Below are 13,314 nucleotides of genomic sequence, written 5' to 3'. Positions count from 1 at the left end.
GCTCCCCGCGCGAGCGCGAGGTGCGTGAGCGCGCGGGGCGTCGCACAATGTGACGTGACCGGGGGAACCCCGACGGAGCGGGATCATGCGCTTCCAGGACCGTAACGAGGCGGGCCGCGAGCTCGCCCGGCGGCTGCGGGACGGCCGGCCCGGCGCCGGCCCCGCCGCCGGCCCGCCGCCCGCCGCCGTGGTGCTCGGGCTGCCGCGCGGCGGCGTGCCCGTCGCGTACGAGGTCGCCCGCGCCCTCGGCGCCCCGCTCGACGTGCTGCTGGTCCGCAAGATCGGCCACCCGCGCCACCCCGAGTACGGTCTCGGCGCGGTGGCCGGCGACGCCCCGCCGCTCTACGACCCCGACGCTCTCGCCGGCGCCGGGCTCACCGAGGACGACCTCGCGCCCGCCGCCGAGCGGGAGCGCGCCGAGCTGCGCCGCCGCGAGGCGGTCTACCGGGGCGGCCGGCCGGCGCCCGCGCTCGCCGGGCGCTGGGCCGTCGTCGTGGACGACGGGCTCGCCACCGGCGCGACCGCCCGCGCGGCGCTGCGCGCGGCCCGGGCGGCGGGACCCGCCCGGCTCACGCTCGCCGTGCCCGTGGCCTCGCCGGGCGGGCTGCGGACGGTACGGAGCGAGGCGGACGACGTGACGTGTCTGCACACGCCGGGGGAGTTCGGGGCGGTCGGGCTCTGGTACGACGACTTCGAGCAACTTACGGATGCCGATGTGCTCGAACTGCTCGGTACTGGCTGAAAACCGATCGGAACCCGTTTGCCGAGTGGCCGTCAACTAACGTCTAAGAGGCGTTGGTTGGACATGCAGAGAACCTATGCCAGCGGCAAGCGGAGCGCACTAAGCTGCTTGCGATGCTCAGCGTGACCGCTCGGCGTCACACAGTCGTTCGACCCTGAGGATGCTCATGGATCCAGCGGGACCCGCCTCCGGCGGCCGGCGGACGGGATTCGTCCGCTGGTGGCTGATACCCACCGCCGTCGTGGTCGTGAGCACGGCCATCGCCCTGCCGCTCGTCTCCGCCGACGCGCGCACGCCCGTCGCCGTGTGCGGTGTCGTCGCCACCTTCGTGGTCGCGTTCGCCGCCGCCCAGGCCGAGCGCCGCGGGCGGGCCGCCGGCGAGCGGTCCGCCGGACACGCCGACCACGAGGCCGCGTGGGAGCGCCGGCTCGCGGCCCAGGAAGCCGAGATGGTGCGCCTCGCGGGCCTGCTGCCGCAGGCGGTCGCGCGGCTGCAGCGGGGCGAGTACGCCGAGGACGTGCTCGCCGACATAGAGGCGGAGAACTCGCTGACCCCGCAGGTGCGCGCGGCCCACGCGACCGCGCTGCGCTCCGTGGTCGAGGCGGTGCAGAACGCCGAGGACCTGCGCGTCTCCGCCGAGCGCGGCTTCGTCAACATCGCCCGCCGGGTGCAGGCCATCATCCACCAGCAGGCGCGCAGCCTGCGGGAGATGGAGGACCGGCACGGCAGCCGGCACGAGTTCTTCGCCGACCTGCTCAAGCTCGACCACGGCACGGCGCTGGTCGGCCGGCTCGCCGACAGCATCGCCGTGCTCGGCGGCGACCGCCCCGGCCGTCAGTGGGGCAAGGCCATCGCCCTCTACAGTGTGCTGCGCGGCGGCATGTCGCGGATCATCGACTACCAGCGCGTCGAACTGCACCCCGTGGCCGAGGTCGCCGTGGTGGGCTCGGCCGTCGAGCCGCTGATCCACGCCGTCGCCGAACTCCTCGACAACGCCACGCGCTACTCGCCGCCGCACGCCAAGGTCCACCTGTCCGCCACCGAGGTGCAGTCGGGCGTCGCCATCGAGATCGAGGACGGCGGCGTGGGCCTGAGCGAGGAGGCGCGCGAGCGCGCCGAGCACATGCTCGCCGAGGCCCAGGCCGGCATCGACCTCAATGACCTCGGTGAGACCCCGCGGCTCGGGCTCGCGGTCGTCGGCCGGCTGGCGCAGACGTACGACTTCCGGGTCTCGCTGCGCCCGTCCGCGTACGGCGGCGTGCGCGCGGTGCTCGTCGTGCCGCAGGTCCTGCTCACCACCACGCCCGCCACCGGCACCGCCCACGGCATCGGCGCCACCTCCGGGCCGCGCCCGCTGCGCACCGCCACGCCGCCGCCGGACGGGATCGAGGGCAGCGCCGACGCACGCGCGGGCCTGCGGCGCAGCCGGGACCGGGTGCCGCCCGCGCGGCAGGCGGGCCCGCAGCCGTCGCCGCCCGCGCACGCCGAGCCGGTCGCCGGCAGCCTGCCGCAGCGCCGCCGCCGGGCCCCGGCCGTGCCGCCGGCCGCCCCGGCCGCCGGCGGGCAGGCGCCCGGCCGGCGTACGGCCACCGCGGACCCGACCGGGACCGAGAACGGCGACGCGGAGAGCCGCGGCGTCGAACCGGGCCTGTGGCTCGGCGAGTTCACCCGCGGGCTGGAGGGCGAGCCGCAGGCGGGTGAGCCGGGCGACGCGGAGGAGACGAAGGAGCCGGGCGGTCCCGCCCGCGGCGAGGACGCGGCGGCCGGGGAGATACGGCCGGAACGCTCCGCCCGCCCGCAGGGCGGCGGCGGAGCAGCGGAACCGTCGAATCCATCATCGGGCGAGGAGGACTGACGTGGCGCAGCGAGCGGACATGGACTGGATGCTCCGGGATCTGGCCGAGAGCGTCCCCGAGACCCGGCACGTCGTGGTCCTGTCCTCCGACGGGCTGCGGATGGCACAGCACGGCACCGAGCCGGACACGGCCGACCGGCTCGCGGCCGCCTGCGCCGGGCTGCAGAGCCTGGCGAAGTCGATCGCCGGCGTGTTTCCGCACAGCAACGGCAAGATGCGGATGCTGGTCATCGAGGTCAGCGGCGGCTTCTTCTATCTCATGGCCGCGGGCGCCGGCGCTTATCTGGCGGTCGCGGCCGACGAAGGAGTCGACGCGGGCCTGATGGGCCAGCGCATGCGCGATCTCGTCGCACGCATCGGGGCACACCTGACAAGCCCACCGCGGAGCGACGGACAGGCCATATGAAGGAAGCGGACCACGAGTGGCACGACGACGGTCCCGAACGGCTCTACGTCATCACCGGCGGGCGCAGCGGCACCGCCGCCCAGGGCGCACTCGACCTGGTCACCCTCGTCATCTCCCGGACGCAGCCGGCGCCCGGGATGCAGCCCGAGCGAGCGGCGATCGTCCGGCTGTGCCGCGCGCCGCTGTCCGTCGCCGAGCTGACCGCCTATCTGCGCCTGCCCTTCAGCGCGGTGGCGGTGCTCGTCGCGGACCTGATGGCGGAGGGCGCGGTCGAGGCCCGCTCCTCCGTGCCGCCCGTGGCAGACCTGCGACTCCTCGAGGAAGTAATGGATGGACTCGAACAGCTTTGACGCCGTCGTGGGTCCGCGCAGCGAGGACCTGCTGCCGGCCTCGGCGACGACGTCGGTCAAGGTCGTGGTCGTGGGCGGGTTCGGCGTCGGGAAGACGACCATGGTCGGCGCGGTCAGCGAGATCGAGCCGATGACGACCGAGGAGACGATGACCCGGGCCGGCGAGGGCGTCGACCACCTCGTCGGCGTGCCGGACAAGAGCGAGACGACCGTCGCCATGGACTTCGGCCGGATCAGCCTCAACGAGCGGCTGGTGCTCTACCTGTTCGGCGCGCCCGGCCAGCAGCGCTTCTGGTTCCTCTGGCAGGGTCTGTTCGAGGGGGCGCTCGGCGCCGTGGTCCTGGTCGACACCCGCCGGCTCGAAGCCTGCTTCGACGTGCTGGGCCGGCTGGAGGAGGGCGCCGTGCCCTTCCTCGTCGCGGTCAACCGCTTCCCGGACGCCCCGCACCACTCCCTCGACGAGATACGGGCCGCACTCGATCTCCCCCAGCACGTGCCGCTCATCACCTGCGACGCGCGCGACCGGGACTCCTCCCGCGGCGTCCTGAAGTCCCTCGTGCGCTTCCTGCACTCCATCGCCCTGACCACGGAGGCGTCGTGACGACAGATTCCGGCCCCGTACCGGCAGCAGACCCACCGCGGCAGAGCACCGGCCCGGCCGCCCCCGCGCCCCCTCCGGGCTGCCCGGCCCATGCCGGCGGTGCGGGCGGCCCGGCGCGGATGCACGGCCCCGAGGCGGCATCGAACCCGTACGGCCTGTACGAGAAGCTGCGCGCCGAGCACGGCGCGGTCGCGCCCGTCCTCGTCCACGGCGACCTGCCCGCCTGGCTGGTACTCGGCTACCGCGAGCTGCTGGACGTCACCCGCAACCCGACCCGCTTCTCCCGCGACTCGCGCCACTGGCGCTTCCTGCGGGACGGCCAGGTCGGCCCGGACAACCCGCTGCTGCCGCTGGTGACCTGGGTGCCGATGTGCTCCTTCGTCGACGGCTCCGAGCACCGGCGGCTGCGCTCCGCGGTCACCGACAGCATGAAGCGCTTCGACCGGCACGGCATCCGGCGCCACGTCACCCGCTTCTCCGGGCAGCTCGTCGACGAGTTCGCGGCCACCGGCCGGGCGGACCTCGTGAGCCAGTTCGCGGAGCACCTGCCGATGCTGGTGATGACGAAGGCGCTCGGCATGGCCGAGTCGTACGGCCCGCAACTGGTCGAGGCCGCACGGGACATGGTCAAGGGCTCGGAGACGGCGATCGCGAGCAACGAGTACATCGTGCAGACGCTGCGCGACCTCGTGGCGCGCAAGAAGTCGGCGCCCGGGCACGACTTCGCGTCCTGGCTGGTGGCGCACGACTCGGGCCTGGGTGACGACGAACTGGTCGAGCACCTGCGGCTGGTGCTGATCGCCGCGTACTCCACCACCGCCAACCTGATCGCGAACACGCTGCGCATGGTGCTCACCGACAGCCGCTTCCGCGGCAATCTGGCCGGCGGCCACATGACCCTGCCGGACGCCCTGGAGCAGGTGCTGTGGGACGAGCCGCCGTTCACCGCGGTCTACGGGCGGTACGCCACCGGGGACACCGAGCTGGCCGGGCAGCAGATCAAGGCCGGGGACCTGCTGATCCTGGGCCTGGCCGCGGGCAACCTCGACCCCGAGATCCGCCCCGACCTCGACGTGCCGGTGCACGGCAACCGCTCGCACCTGGCCTTCAGCGGCGGCCCGCACGAGTGTCCCGGCCAGGACATCGGCCGGGCCATCGCCGACACCGGGATCGACACGCTGCTGGGGCGGCTGCCGGACCTGAGCCTGGCGGTGGAGGAGAAGGAGCTGAAGCACCGCACGTCGCTGCTCTCCCGCGAACTGGTCGAGCTGCCCGTCACCTTCACCCCGCCCGGGCCGGGCACGACCGCCGCTTCCGGGGAGCCGGGGGCCGCCGTCGTGCCGGGACCCTCCGTGCCCGCCAACGGGACACCGGCGCCGGCCGCGGCCGAGCGCGTACCGGCCGCGGTGGCGAGCGCGAGCCCCCCGGGGCCCGAAGCCACCGCCCCCGAGCCCGAAGCGCACGCGGGCGGCCTCCCCGCGGGTGCGCGTACGGAGTCCGGCAGGCGGCGGCGCCCGTCGCTGTGGCGGACGCTCGTCGCGTGGTGGCGCGGGTACTGAGGCGCCGCTAGACGAGGTGCGGCTCTATGTACGCGGGCGCGCTGCCGACTCCCGTGGCGGCCACCTCCCGGTAGCGCGGCGACCAGCCGTGCCACTCCAGGCTGCCCGCGATCCAGGAGCCGAGGTCGGTGAGCGACTCCTCGACCACCGCCCACCGGTCGGGGGCGAGGCCGAACAGTGCCCGCATGCCGCGTACGTCCCGGCAGGCGGACGCGAAGTCCTCGGTGCGCCTGGCGACCATGGCCGCCGCCCGGTCGAGTGCTCCCTGCCGGGTGCCGCCGTCCAGGCGCCACAGCACGGCCGCGAGGTGGTCGTGATCGCCGCGGGCGGTCTCCTTGCCCACCGAGTAGATGTCGTTGGTCCAGGAGATGACGTCGTTCGCGGCGTCCCGGACGGCCCGGTACGCGTCGCTGGCGACGACGGCGGCCGGGATCTCGGCGGAGTTCGCGGGCTCGATCAGGTCGAAGCTCATCTCGCAGCCGGAGTTGAGCCGCCGGCGCCGTTGGAAGTCGGCGAGCGACTGGCCGGCGATCCGGGCCGGTTCCGCGTGCGGGAGGACGGTGTACCAGAGGAAGTCGCGGTAGTGCGCGGCGAACCGCTCGCGCCAGGCGCGGGAGAGGGGCTTGGCCGTACGCTCCCACAGATCGGCGAGCGCGGCCGCCAGCGGCCCGGTGGGCGCCGGCCCGTCGAGGTCGGGGTCGAGCTGGGCGGGCAGCTCGGCGGCGGTGTGCAGCCGCTGGGCGGGGGTGCGCGTCACGTGGCCCTCGTCGAGCTGGTCGTCCACGATCCAGTTGTAGACCTGCCACTCGGCGACCAGCTCCAGCCGGTCGGAGCGGGGGTAGACGGCGGCGGCGAACCGGCCGAAGCCGGCGCGGTGGAAGTGCTCGGCGGCGGACCCGTCGCGGATCAGGTCGGCGTGGCGGGCCCAGGCGATGACGTGGTCGTCGAGGCCGGCCGCCTCCGGGTGCAGCAAGGCCGGAATCGGACACCAGATCGGCGGAAAAATGACCTTCACGGGAGTCGTTCTGTGAGAAGTTGCGCCACTCCTGTTCTTCTTGGGTGTCATGTTCTGTCTCCTCGCAGCCAGGAATCGACAGTGACCTGCCGAACCTGCCCGTGTGCATGTCCGCGGCAACCTGTTCGCATCTTCTTTGGCTATACCTACGACGGAACGTGGCGAGCAATATCGGACAGGGCGTACCCGCGCCCGACCGCCGTTCGGCCGAGATAGCCGCAACAGGTGTCCACCGCGCCCGTGCGCCCCTATGTTGGGGCGGCCCCCCACGCGTCGCTCAGGACTCAGGCACCGCTCACTGGGAGGCCCCTTGTCTCGTTTCACCAGCACCCCGGGTTTCAGCCGCCGTCGTTTCCTCGCGCTCGCGTCGGGGGTGTCCCTGGCCGCCGCGCTGCCGGTCGCCGCCCTGTCCGCCGCCCCCGCGTGGGCCGAACCCCGCTTCCGCGGCGACCCGTTCGCCCTCGGCGTCGCCTCCGGCGACCCGGCGCCGGACGGGGCCGTGCTGTGGACCCGGCTCGCGCCCGAGCCGCTCGCGGAGGACGGCCGGGGCGGGATGCCCGGGTTCAGGGTGCCGGTGCTCTGGCAGGTCGCCGAGGACCCGCGGTTCCGGCGGGTCCGGCGCGCCGGGGTCGAGTGGGCCGTACCGGAGCTCGGGCACTCGGTCCACGCCGAGGTCCGCGGGCTGCGGCCGGACCGGGAGTACTGGTACCGCTTCCGCGTCGGCCGGCACGTCAGCGCCGTCGGCCGCACGAGGACCGCGCCCGCGGTGGACGCCGCGATCGCCTCGATGGCCTTTGCCTTCATCAGTTGCCAGAACTACCCCGACGGCCACTTCACGGCCTTCCGCCACCTCGCCGAGGAGAACGTCGACGTCGTCGTCCACCTCGGCGACTACCTCTACGAGGGCGGCGCCCAGGGCACCATCGGCCGCGGCCACCTGCCCGCCCGCGAGGTCTACTCGCTCGCCGACTACCGGGTGCGCTACGGCCAGTACAAGCTCGATCCCGACCTCCAGGCCGAGCACGCCGCGCACCCCTGGATCGTGGTGCTCGACGACCACGAGGTCGCCAACAACTGGGCCGACGGCCTCGACGGCGACGACGTCGGCGGCGCCGAGTTCGCGGCCCGGCGCGCCGCCGCCTTCCAGGCGTACTACGAGAACCTGCCGCTGCGCCGCTCCTCCCTGCCGGCCGGCCCGCACATGCAGCTCTACCGCCGGCTGCCTTACGGCACCCTCACCCAGTTCCACGTCGTCGACACCCGCCAGTTCCGTGACAACCAGGCGTGCGGCGACGGGCGCCAGTTCGACTGCGACGACCGGCTCGATCCCGAGCGCACCATGCTCGGCGCCGAGCAGGAGGCCTGGCTGCTCGACGGGCTCACCCGGTCGCGTACCACCTGGGACGTGATGGCCAACCAGATCATGACCATGCAGGGCGACTCCGCGGAGGGCATCGAGCAGGCGTTCGGCATGGACACCTGGGACGGCTACGCCGCCGCCCGGCAACGCCTCTTCGACGGCGTCGAGAAGCGCGGCATCGGCAACTTCGTGGTCGTGACCGGCGACGCCCACCGCAGCGTCGCGGCCGACCTCAAGCACGACTTCGACGACCCCGACTCGGCCACCGTCGGCGTCGAGTTCCTCGGCACCTCCGTCTCCTCCGGCGGCAACGGCTCCGACCAGGACGAGTGGGGCCGGGTCTGGCTGCAGGAGAACCCGCACATGAAGTTCCACAACGTCCAGCGCGGCTACGGCGTCTGCGAGGTGACCCGCGAGAGCTGGCGCACCGACTACCGCGTCGTCCCGTACGTCTCCACCCCCGGTGCCCCGGTCCTCACCCGCGCCCGCGTCCACGTGACGGCGGGCCGCCCCGGCATCCAGGAGGTGGAGCAGCCGGGCACCCCGCAGCCCTGACGCGGAGCCCGGAAATACAGGTGCCCGCCGGGGCGGTGACGGTGCAGGGTGGGGCATGGGCTGGACCACGACGCACGACCTCGACGCCTTCACCGCCGCCGCCGGGCCCTTCCTGCGGGCGGAGCCCGCGGCGCACACCGTCCTGCTGACGGCCGCCGCCTCGCTCGCCGCCGCCGGTCTCGACCGGTACGGCGACGCGCCGCCGGAGTTCGGCTGGTGGCGGGGCGCGGACGGCCGGGTGGCCGGCGCGTTCCTCGGCACCCCGCCGCTGCCGCTGCTGCTGGCCCATATGCCCCCGTCCGCCGCCGCCGGGCTGGCGGAGCTGCGCGCGGCCGGAGGGCTGCCGGTGACCGGCATCAACGCCGGGCGGGCGGCGGCCGAGGCGTTCGCCGGCGCCTGGACGGCGCGTACCGGCGCGGCCGGCACCGTCGAGGAGCGGCACCGGCTGTACCGGCTGGGCGAGCTGGTGCCCCCGGACCCGGCGCCGCCCGGGCGCGCCAGGCCCGCCACCGCGGACGACCGGGACCTGCTGGTGGACTGGACCCGGGAGTTCCACGTGGAGTCCGGCGGCGGCGTCGGCGACCCGGCCCGCGCCGTGGCCGACCGGCTCGCGTACGGCGGCGCGACGCTGTGGGAGGACGGCGGCAGGCCCGTGTCGTACGCCGGCATCACCCGCACCGTCGCCGGCATGGCCCGCGTCGCGCCCGTCTACACCCCGCCGCCGCTGCGCCGCCGCGGCTACGCGGCGGCCGTCACCGCCGCCGTCAGCCGCGCCGCGGCGGCCGTCGGCGCGCGCGAGGTGCTCCTCTTCACCGACCTCGCCAACGCCACCAGCAACGCGCTGTACCAGCGCCTCGGCTACGTGCCCGTGGAGGACCACCTCGTGATCTCCTTCGACGGCTGAACCCGGGCCGCGGATCTGGTGTCCGGCGCCCCGGCGGGAGAGGCTGGGGCCGGGACGCAGACAGATCGCGAGGAAGGCGAGCCGCATGCACTCCGACCACCTGCCGGCCGCGGACGGCACCCCCGTCGCCGCGTACACCTGGCTGCCCGAGGACGGCAGGCCGCGGGCGCTCGTCCAGATCGTGCACGGCGCCGCGGAACACGCCCTGCGCTACGACCGGTTCGCGCGCCTCCTCGCCGCCCGCGGCTACGGCGTCGTCGCCTCCGACCACCGCGGCCACGGCGCCACCGCCGCCGCCACCGGCGGCTACGGCGTCACCGGCACCGGCGACGCCGACCCCTGGCGCGCCGTCGTCGACGACCTGGTCGCGGTCGGCGACCGGCTGCGCGCGGACCACCCCGGGCTGCCCTTCGTCCTCCTCGGCCACAGCATGGGCTCGATGCTCGCCCGCGACTACGCCCAGGAACACGGCGAGGGCCTGGCCGGCCTCGTCCTCACCGGCATCCTGCGCAGCCTGCCCGGCGTGGAGACGGAGACCGCGGTGCGCCGGCTGGCGGGCGAGGCCGCCGAGCGCGGCCGCGGCCGGCTCTCGGACTTCGTCCCGGAGATCTTCGCGTCGTTCAACGACCCGTACGAGCACCGCACCGGCTTCGAGTGGCTCTCCCGCGACACCGCCGAGGTCGACGCCTACGTCGCCGACGAGCGCTGCGGCTTCCCCTTCGACGTCGCGCTGTCGCTGGGCTGGGTGCTCGGCACCCGGAAGATCAACGACCCGCACAACGTGGCCCGCATCCCCGTCGACCTGCCCGTGCACCTCGCCGTGGGCGACCGCGACCCGTGCAACCAGGGCCTCACGCACGTCGCCGAGCTGCTGGAGGACTTCCGCTACGCGGGCCTGCGCGAGCCGACCTGGCGCGCGTACCCCGGCGCCCGCCATGAGATCCTCAACGAGACGAACCGCGACGAGGTCCAGGCCGACCTGCTCGACTGGCTCGACAAGCACGTGTGACCGACGGGGGAGCACCGATGACCCTCACCGCCGAGGACGTACGCAAGACCGCCCTGGCCCTGCCGCAGACCGCGGAGAAGCTGGCGTGGGGCATGCCCACCTTCCGGGTGAAGGGCAAGATGTTCCTCACTCTGCCGGAGGACGAGACGTCGTTCGCGGTGCGCTGCCCCAAGGTGGAGCGGGACGAACTGGCGCTGGCGGAGCCGGGGAAGTTCTGGGTCGCCGACCACGAGGCGCCGTTCGCCTGGGTGCGGGTGCGGATCGCGGCCCTGGACGACCGCGACGAGCTGCGGATCATCGTCGCCGACTCCTGGCGCCAGGCGGCCCCGCCCCGGCTGCTCGCCGAGCACCCGGAGCTGGCCGGCGAGTCCTGAGGGGCCGGGGCCCGGAGATCAGGCCGCGGCCCGCGCCCCAGCCCGCGCTCCCGTGAACGCCGCGATCCGCTCGCGCAGCGACGCCGCGTCGAGCCCGTGGGCGCGCACGTGCTCGCGGATCGTGCCGTAGCGCCGCAGCTCGCGCCGCGCGGTGCCCAGCCCCAGCACCCGGTGCGGCACGTCGGCCAGCGCGTCGTTCGCGTACGCCGTGGAGGTGCCGGCGAGGTACGGCTCGACCAGGACGACGTCCGCGCTGCGCGCCGCACCCGCCGCGGACCGCAGGGCGGCGGCGTCGAAGGGGCGCAGGGTCGTCGCGTAGAGCACCGTCACGTCGAGCCCCTCGGTCGCAGCCAGCACGTCGTCCAGCACCGGGCCCGCCGCGACCACCACGCCCGCGCGGCCCTCGCGCACGGTCAGGAACCCCGCGCCGGTGACCGGCCGGCCGGCGGCGTTCGTCTGCGCGGACAGTCGCACGTACACCTTGTCGTCGCCCGCGGCGGCGGCGTGCCGCAGCAGCGTCTCGGCCTCGTCCGGATGGCCCGGCACGTGCACCGTCCAGCCGTCGAGGGTGTCCAGCAGCGCCACGTCGCCGGGCGCCATGTGGGTGTGGCCGCCGGCCGGCCAGTCGTACGAGGCGGCGGCGCTGACCAGCACCGCGCCCGCGCCCTGGTGGCCGAGGTCGAGCTTGACCTGCTCGAAGGGGCGCTCGACGAGGAAGCTGGCGAAGGTGTGCAGGACCGGGCGCATCCCGGCCAGGGCGAGCCCGCCGCCGACGCCCACGAGCAGTTGCTCGCGGATGCCGACGTTGAGCACGCGGTCCGGATGCCGCCGGCGCGCGGCGGCGAAGCCGTCGGTGCCGATCTCGGCGAGCACGACGGCCAGCCGGGGGTCCTCGTCCAGCAGCCGGGAGGTGACGGAGGCGAAGCGCTCACGCATCGTGTCCATGGTCGGTGTCCTTTCACGGCGGTGGTGGCGCGGCGGTGGGTGGTGGGGCTGTGGTGGCGGGGCTGTGGTGGCGGGGCTGTGGTGGTGAGGGGCAGGCGTCAGGCGGGCTCGACGCGGGCGACGACGGCGCGTGCCCGGCCGGGGTGCGGGTCGGTGAAGGCGGCGTACAGCGCCTCGTGGTCGCGGCCGTCGACGGTGGCGGTGGACCAGCCGGCGGCCTCGAAGCGGGCGGCGATGCCGCCGGGGAGCGCGTAGCTCGCGGAGGAGTTGTCGATGACGAGGGTGTGCAGGGAGTCCAGGCCCGCCGCGCCGGCGTAGGCGATGGCCTCGTGGTTGCTGCCCTCGTCCAGCTCGGCGTCGCCGACCAGCACCCACACGCGCGGGTCTTGGTTCGGCCGGCCGTACGGCCCCCGGGCGCGCAGCCCGAGCGCGGTGCCGACGGCCAGCGGCAGGCCGTGGCCGAGCGAGCCGCTGCCGATCTCGACGCCGGGCAGCAGCGTGCGGTCGGGGTGGTGGCCCAGCGGCGAGTCGTACGAGCCGAAGCCGGGCAGCCAGTCGACGGGCAGGAAGCCCTTGGCGGCGAGCACGGCGTAGTACGCCATCGGGCCGTGGCCCTTGGAGAGCAGGAACCGGTCGCGGCCGGGCGCCCCCGCGGTCGCGGGGGTCACCCGCAGCACCCGGTCGTAGAGGACCCACAGGGCGTCGAGGGTGGAGGTGGCGGCGGGGCCGTGCTTCTCGTCGCCGGTCATCAGGCCCATGAGGCGCGGCAGGTCGGCGTAGCCGGCGGGCGGTCGGGGCGGTGCGGAGGCGGTCGTCGTCATGTGCCCCACCGTGCAACCTGAACAATGGTTCAAGTCAACGACGGCTGGTCACACGAGTGCCGAGGGGTCTCGCGGGACCCCTCTCGCAGTCCGGCGCAGCCGGGCCAGCGCGTCGATCGCCTCCTTCGGCGGCCCCTCCTCCTGCGCCACGGGCCGGCGTACCCGCTCGGCGCGTACGGTCTCCAGCGGCGCGTCCGCCAGGTCCGCCAGCACGTCCTCGGCCGTGAACAGCACCCGCGGCTCCTGCGGCCCGCCCGTGCCCTCGGTGAGGTTCGCCGAGTCGTGCCCGACGACCAGCAGTTCGCCGCCGGCGGCGAGCGCGGCGGCGGCCCGCCGCAGCACCCGGCGGCGCTCCTCGCCGGGCAGGTGCAGATACGCGACGACCACCAGTTCGTACGAGCCCTCCGCCGGCGCGTACTCCAGCAGGTCGGCCCGTACCCACCGGATCCGCTCCGCGGCCCGGGGCGCCAGCTCCGCGGCCCGCCGCCGGCCCCGCTCCAGCGCGACCCGCGAGAAGTCCACCGCCGTCACCCGCCAGCCGCGGGCGGCGAGCCACAGCGTGTTGCGCCCCTCGCCCGCGGCCAGGTCCAGGGCCCGCGCGGGCGTGATCTCCGCCACCTCGCGGGCCACCCAGCGGTTCGGTTCACCACCCCAAACGAGGTCTTTCGCGGCATAACGTTCGTCCCAGGCACCGCTGTCCATAAACCTGATCGCTTCCCGCTGCGTCTAACGAAGAGGAGATCACGTTCTCACAGCCGGGCGGAGGATCCGAGATGACCAGTCACCCACCCCACCCGCAGCACGCCACCGCGCTCGTG

Annotated in this window: 14 protein-coding genes; 10 read left to right on the top strand and 4 right to left on the bottom strand. The window is 74.8% G+C overall.

The window, feature by feature from the left end:
- The first annotated feature begins 85 nt into the window (after nucleotides 1-85).
- The 6 genes from O7599_RS01955 to O7599_RS01930 all read left to right on the top strand — a co-directional run bounded on the left by O7599_RS01955 (nucleotide 86) and on the right by O7599_RS01930 (nucleotide 5,513).
- Nucleotides 86-742: a phosphoribosyltransferase family protein gene (locus O7599_RS01955; protein WP_281620307.1), complete on the top strand. Its 657-nt coding sequence runs from the start codon at nucleotides 86-88 to the stop codon at nucleotides 740-742.
- Nucleotides 743-908: 166 nt separating this feature from the next.
- Nucleotides 909-2,597 (top strand): ATP-binding protein, encoded by a 1,689-nt coding sequence (locus O7599_RS01950; protein WP_281620306.1) that lies wholly within the window; start codon nucleotides 909-911, stop codon nucleotides 2,595-2,597.
- A gap of 19 nt (nucleotides 2,598-2,616) precedes the next feature.
- Complete coding sequence (locus O7599_RS01945; protein WP_027770884.1) at nucleotides 2,617-3,003, top strand: roadblock/LC7 domain-containing protein; 387 nt, start codon at nucleotides 2,617-2,619, stop codon at nucleotides 3,001-3,003.
- Nucleotides 3,000-3,353, top strand: a complete 354-nt coding sequence (locus O7599_RS01940; protein WP_281620305.1) for a DUF742 domain-containing protein — start codon at nucleotides 3,000-3,002, stop codon at nucleotides 3,351-3,353. Before O7599_RS01945 ends, O7599_RS01940 begins: the two co-directional genes overlap by 4 nt.
- Nucleotides 3,334-3,954, top strand: coding sequence for an ATP/GTP-binding protein (locus O7599_RS01935; RefSeq protein ID WP_281620304.1), 621 nt, complete (start codon nucleotides 3,334-3,336; stop codon nucleotides 3,952-3,954). The genes O7599_RS01940 and O7599_RS01935 overlap by 20 nt, the downstream gene beginning before the upstream one ends.
- 119 nt (nucleotides 3,955-4,073) lie before the next feature.
- Nucleotides 4,074-5,513 carry a cytochrome P450 gene (locus tag O7599_RS01930; protein WP_281623246.1) on the top strand — a complete coding sequence of 480 codons (1,440 nt, stop codon included), beginning with the start codon at nucleotides 4,074-4,076 and terminating at the stop codon, nucleotides 5,511-5,513.
- Between the two features lie 7 nt (nucleotides 5,514-5,520).
- Here O7599_RS01930 and O7599_RS01925 read toward each other — a convergent pair whose 3' ends face one another.
- Nucleotides 5,521-6,486 (bottom strand): hypothetical protein, encoded by a 966-nt coding sequence (locus O7599_RS01925; RefSeq protein WP_281620303.1) that lies wholly within the window; start codon nucleotides 6,484-6,486, stop codon nucleotides 5,521-5,523.
- A 352-nt stretch (nucleotides 6,487-6,838) separates the two neighbouring features.
- Here O7599_RS01925 and O7599_RS01920 point away from each other — a divergent pair, with 352 nt between their 5' ends.
- The 4 genes from O7599_RS01920 (at nucleotide 6,839) to O7599_RS01905 (ending at nucleotide 10,730) form a co-directional block, all read left to right on the top strand.
- Complete coding sequence (locus O7599_RS01920; RefSeq protein WP_281620302.1) at nucleotides 6,839-8,443, top strand: alkaline phosphatase D family protein; 1,605 nt, start codon at nucleotides 6,839-6,841, stop codon at nucleotides 8,441-8,443.
- Nucleotides 8,444-8,498: 55 nt separating this feature from the next.
- Nucleotides 8,499-9,347, top strand: a complete 849-nt coding sequence (locus O7599_RS01915) for a GNAT family N-acetyltransferase (protein WP_281620301.1) — start codon at nucleotides 8,499-8,501, stop codon at nucleotides 9,345-9,347.
- 85 nt (nucleotides 9,348-9,432) lie between these two features.
- Nucleotides 9,433-10,356, top strand: a complete 924-nt coding sequence (locus tag O7599_RS01910; RefSeq protein ID WP_281620300.1) for an alpha/beta hydrolase — start codon at nucleotides 9,433-9,435, stop codon at nucleotides 10,354-10,356.
- Between the two features lie 17 nt (nucleotides 10,357-10,373).
- Nucleotides 10,374-10,730: an MmcQ/YjbR family DNA-binding protein gene (locus O7599_RS01905; RefSeq protein WP_281620299.1), complete on the top strand. Its 357-nt coding sequence runs from the start codon at nucleotides 10,374-10,376 to the stop codon at nucleotides 10,728-10,730.
- 18 nt (nucleotides 10,731-10,748) lie between these two features.
- On the opposite strand, the gene O7599_RS01900 is transcribed toward O7599_RS01905, so the two are convergent.
- The 3 genes from O7599_RS01900 to O7599_RS01890 form a co-directional block, all read right to left on the bottom strand.
- Nucleotides 10,749-11,675 carry a transketolase gene (locus O7599_RS01900; protein ID WP_281620298.1) on the bottom strand — a complete coding sequence of 309 codons (927 nt, stop codon included), beginning with the start codon at nucleotides 11,673-11,675 and terminating at the stop codon, nucleotides 10,749-10,751.
- 98 nt (nucleotides 11,676-11,773) lie between these two features.
- Nucleotides 11,774-12,496: a transketolase gene (locus O7599_RS01895; RefSeq protein ID WP_281620297.1), complete on the bottom strand. Its 723-nt coding sequence runs from the start codon at nucleotides 12,494-12,496 to the stop codon at nucleotides 11,774-11,776.
- Between the two features lie 48 nt (nucleotides 12,497-12,544).
- Complete coding sequence (locus O7599_RS01890) at nucleotides 12,545-13,198, bottom strand: class I SAM-dependent methyltransferase (RefSeq protein ID WP_281620296.1); 654 nt, start codon at nucleotides 13,196-13,198, stop codon at nucleotides 12,545-12,547.
- Nucleotides 13,199-13,314 lie beyond the last annotated feature (116 nt).

Source organism: Streptomyces sp. WMMC500, assembly GCF_027497195.1.
GTDB lineage: Bacteria > Actinomycetota > Actinomycetes > Streptomycetales > Streptomycetaceae > Streptomyces.
The sequence above is the reverse complement of the archived record's forward strand: the minus strand, read 5'-3'. Positions and strand labels throughout refer to the sequence as shown.

What these genes read in the sequence shown, in the direction of transcription:
- O7599_RS01915 (WP_281620301.1), top strand. Translation starts at nt 8,499, where the DNA reads ATGGGCTGGACCACGACGCACGACCTCGACGCCTTCACCGCCGCCGCC.
- O7599_RS01935 (WP_281620304.1), top strand. Translation starts at nt 3,334, where the DNA reads ATGGACTCGAACAGCTTTGACGCCGTCGTGGGTCCGCGCAGCGAGGAC.
- O7599_RS01910 (WP_281620300.1), top strand. Translation starts at nt 9,433, where the DNA reads ATGCACTCCGACCACCTGCCGGCCGCGGACGGCACCCCCGTCGCCGCG.
- O7599_RS01940 (WP_281620305.1), top strand. Translation starts at nt 3,000, where the DNA reads ATGAAGGAAGCGGACCACGAGTGGCACGACGACGGTCCCGAACGGCTC.
- O7599_RS01930 (WP_281623246.1), top strand. Translation starts at nt 4,074, where the DNA reads ATGCACGGCCCCGAGGCGGCATCGAACCCGTACGGCCTGTACGAGAAG.
- O7599_RS01950 (WP_281620306.1), top strand. Translation starts at nt 909, where the DNA reads ATGGATCCAGCGGGACCCGCCTCCGGCGGCCGGCGGACGGGATTCGTC.
- O7599_RS01955 (WP_281620307.1), top strand. Translation starts at nt 86, where the DNA reads ATGCGCTTCCAGGACCGTAACGAGGCGGGCCGCGAGCTCGCCCGGCGG.
- O7599_RS01900 (WP_281620298.1), bottom strand. Translation starts at nt 11,675, where the DNA reads ATGGACACGATGCGTGAGCGCTTCGCCTCCGTCACCTCCCGGCTGCTG.
- O7599_RS01890 (WP_281620296.1), bottom strand. Translation starts at nt 13,198, where the DNA reads ATGGACAGCGGTGCCTGGGACGAACGTTATGCCGCGAAAGACCTCGTT.
- O7599_RS01945 (WP_027770884.1), top strand. Translation starts at nt 2,617, where the DNA reads ATGGACTGGATGCTCCGGGATCTGGCCGAGAGCGTCCCCGAGACCCGG.
- O7599_RS01895 (WP_281620297.1), bottom strand. Translation starts at nt 12,496, where the DNA reads ATGACGACGACCGCCTCCGCACCGCCCCGACCGCCCGCCGGCTACGCC.
- O7599_RS01905 (WP_281620299.1), top strand. Translation starts at nt 10,374, where the DNA reads ATGACCCTCACCGCCGAGGACGTACGCAAGACCGCCCTGGCCCTGCCG.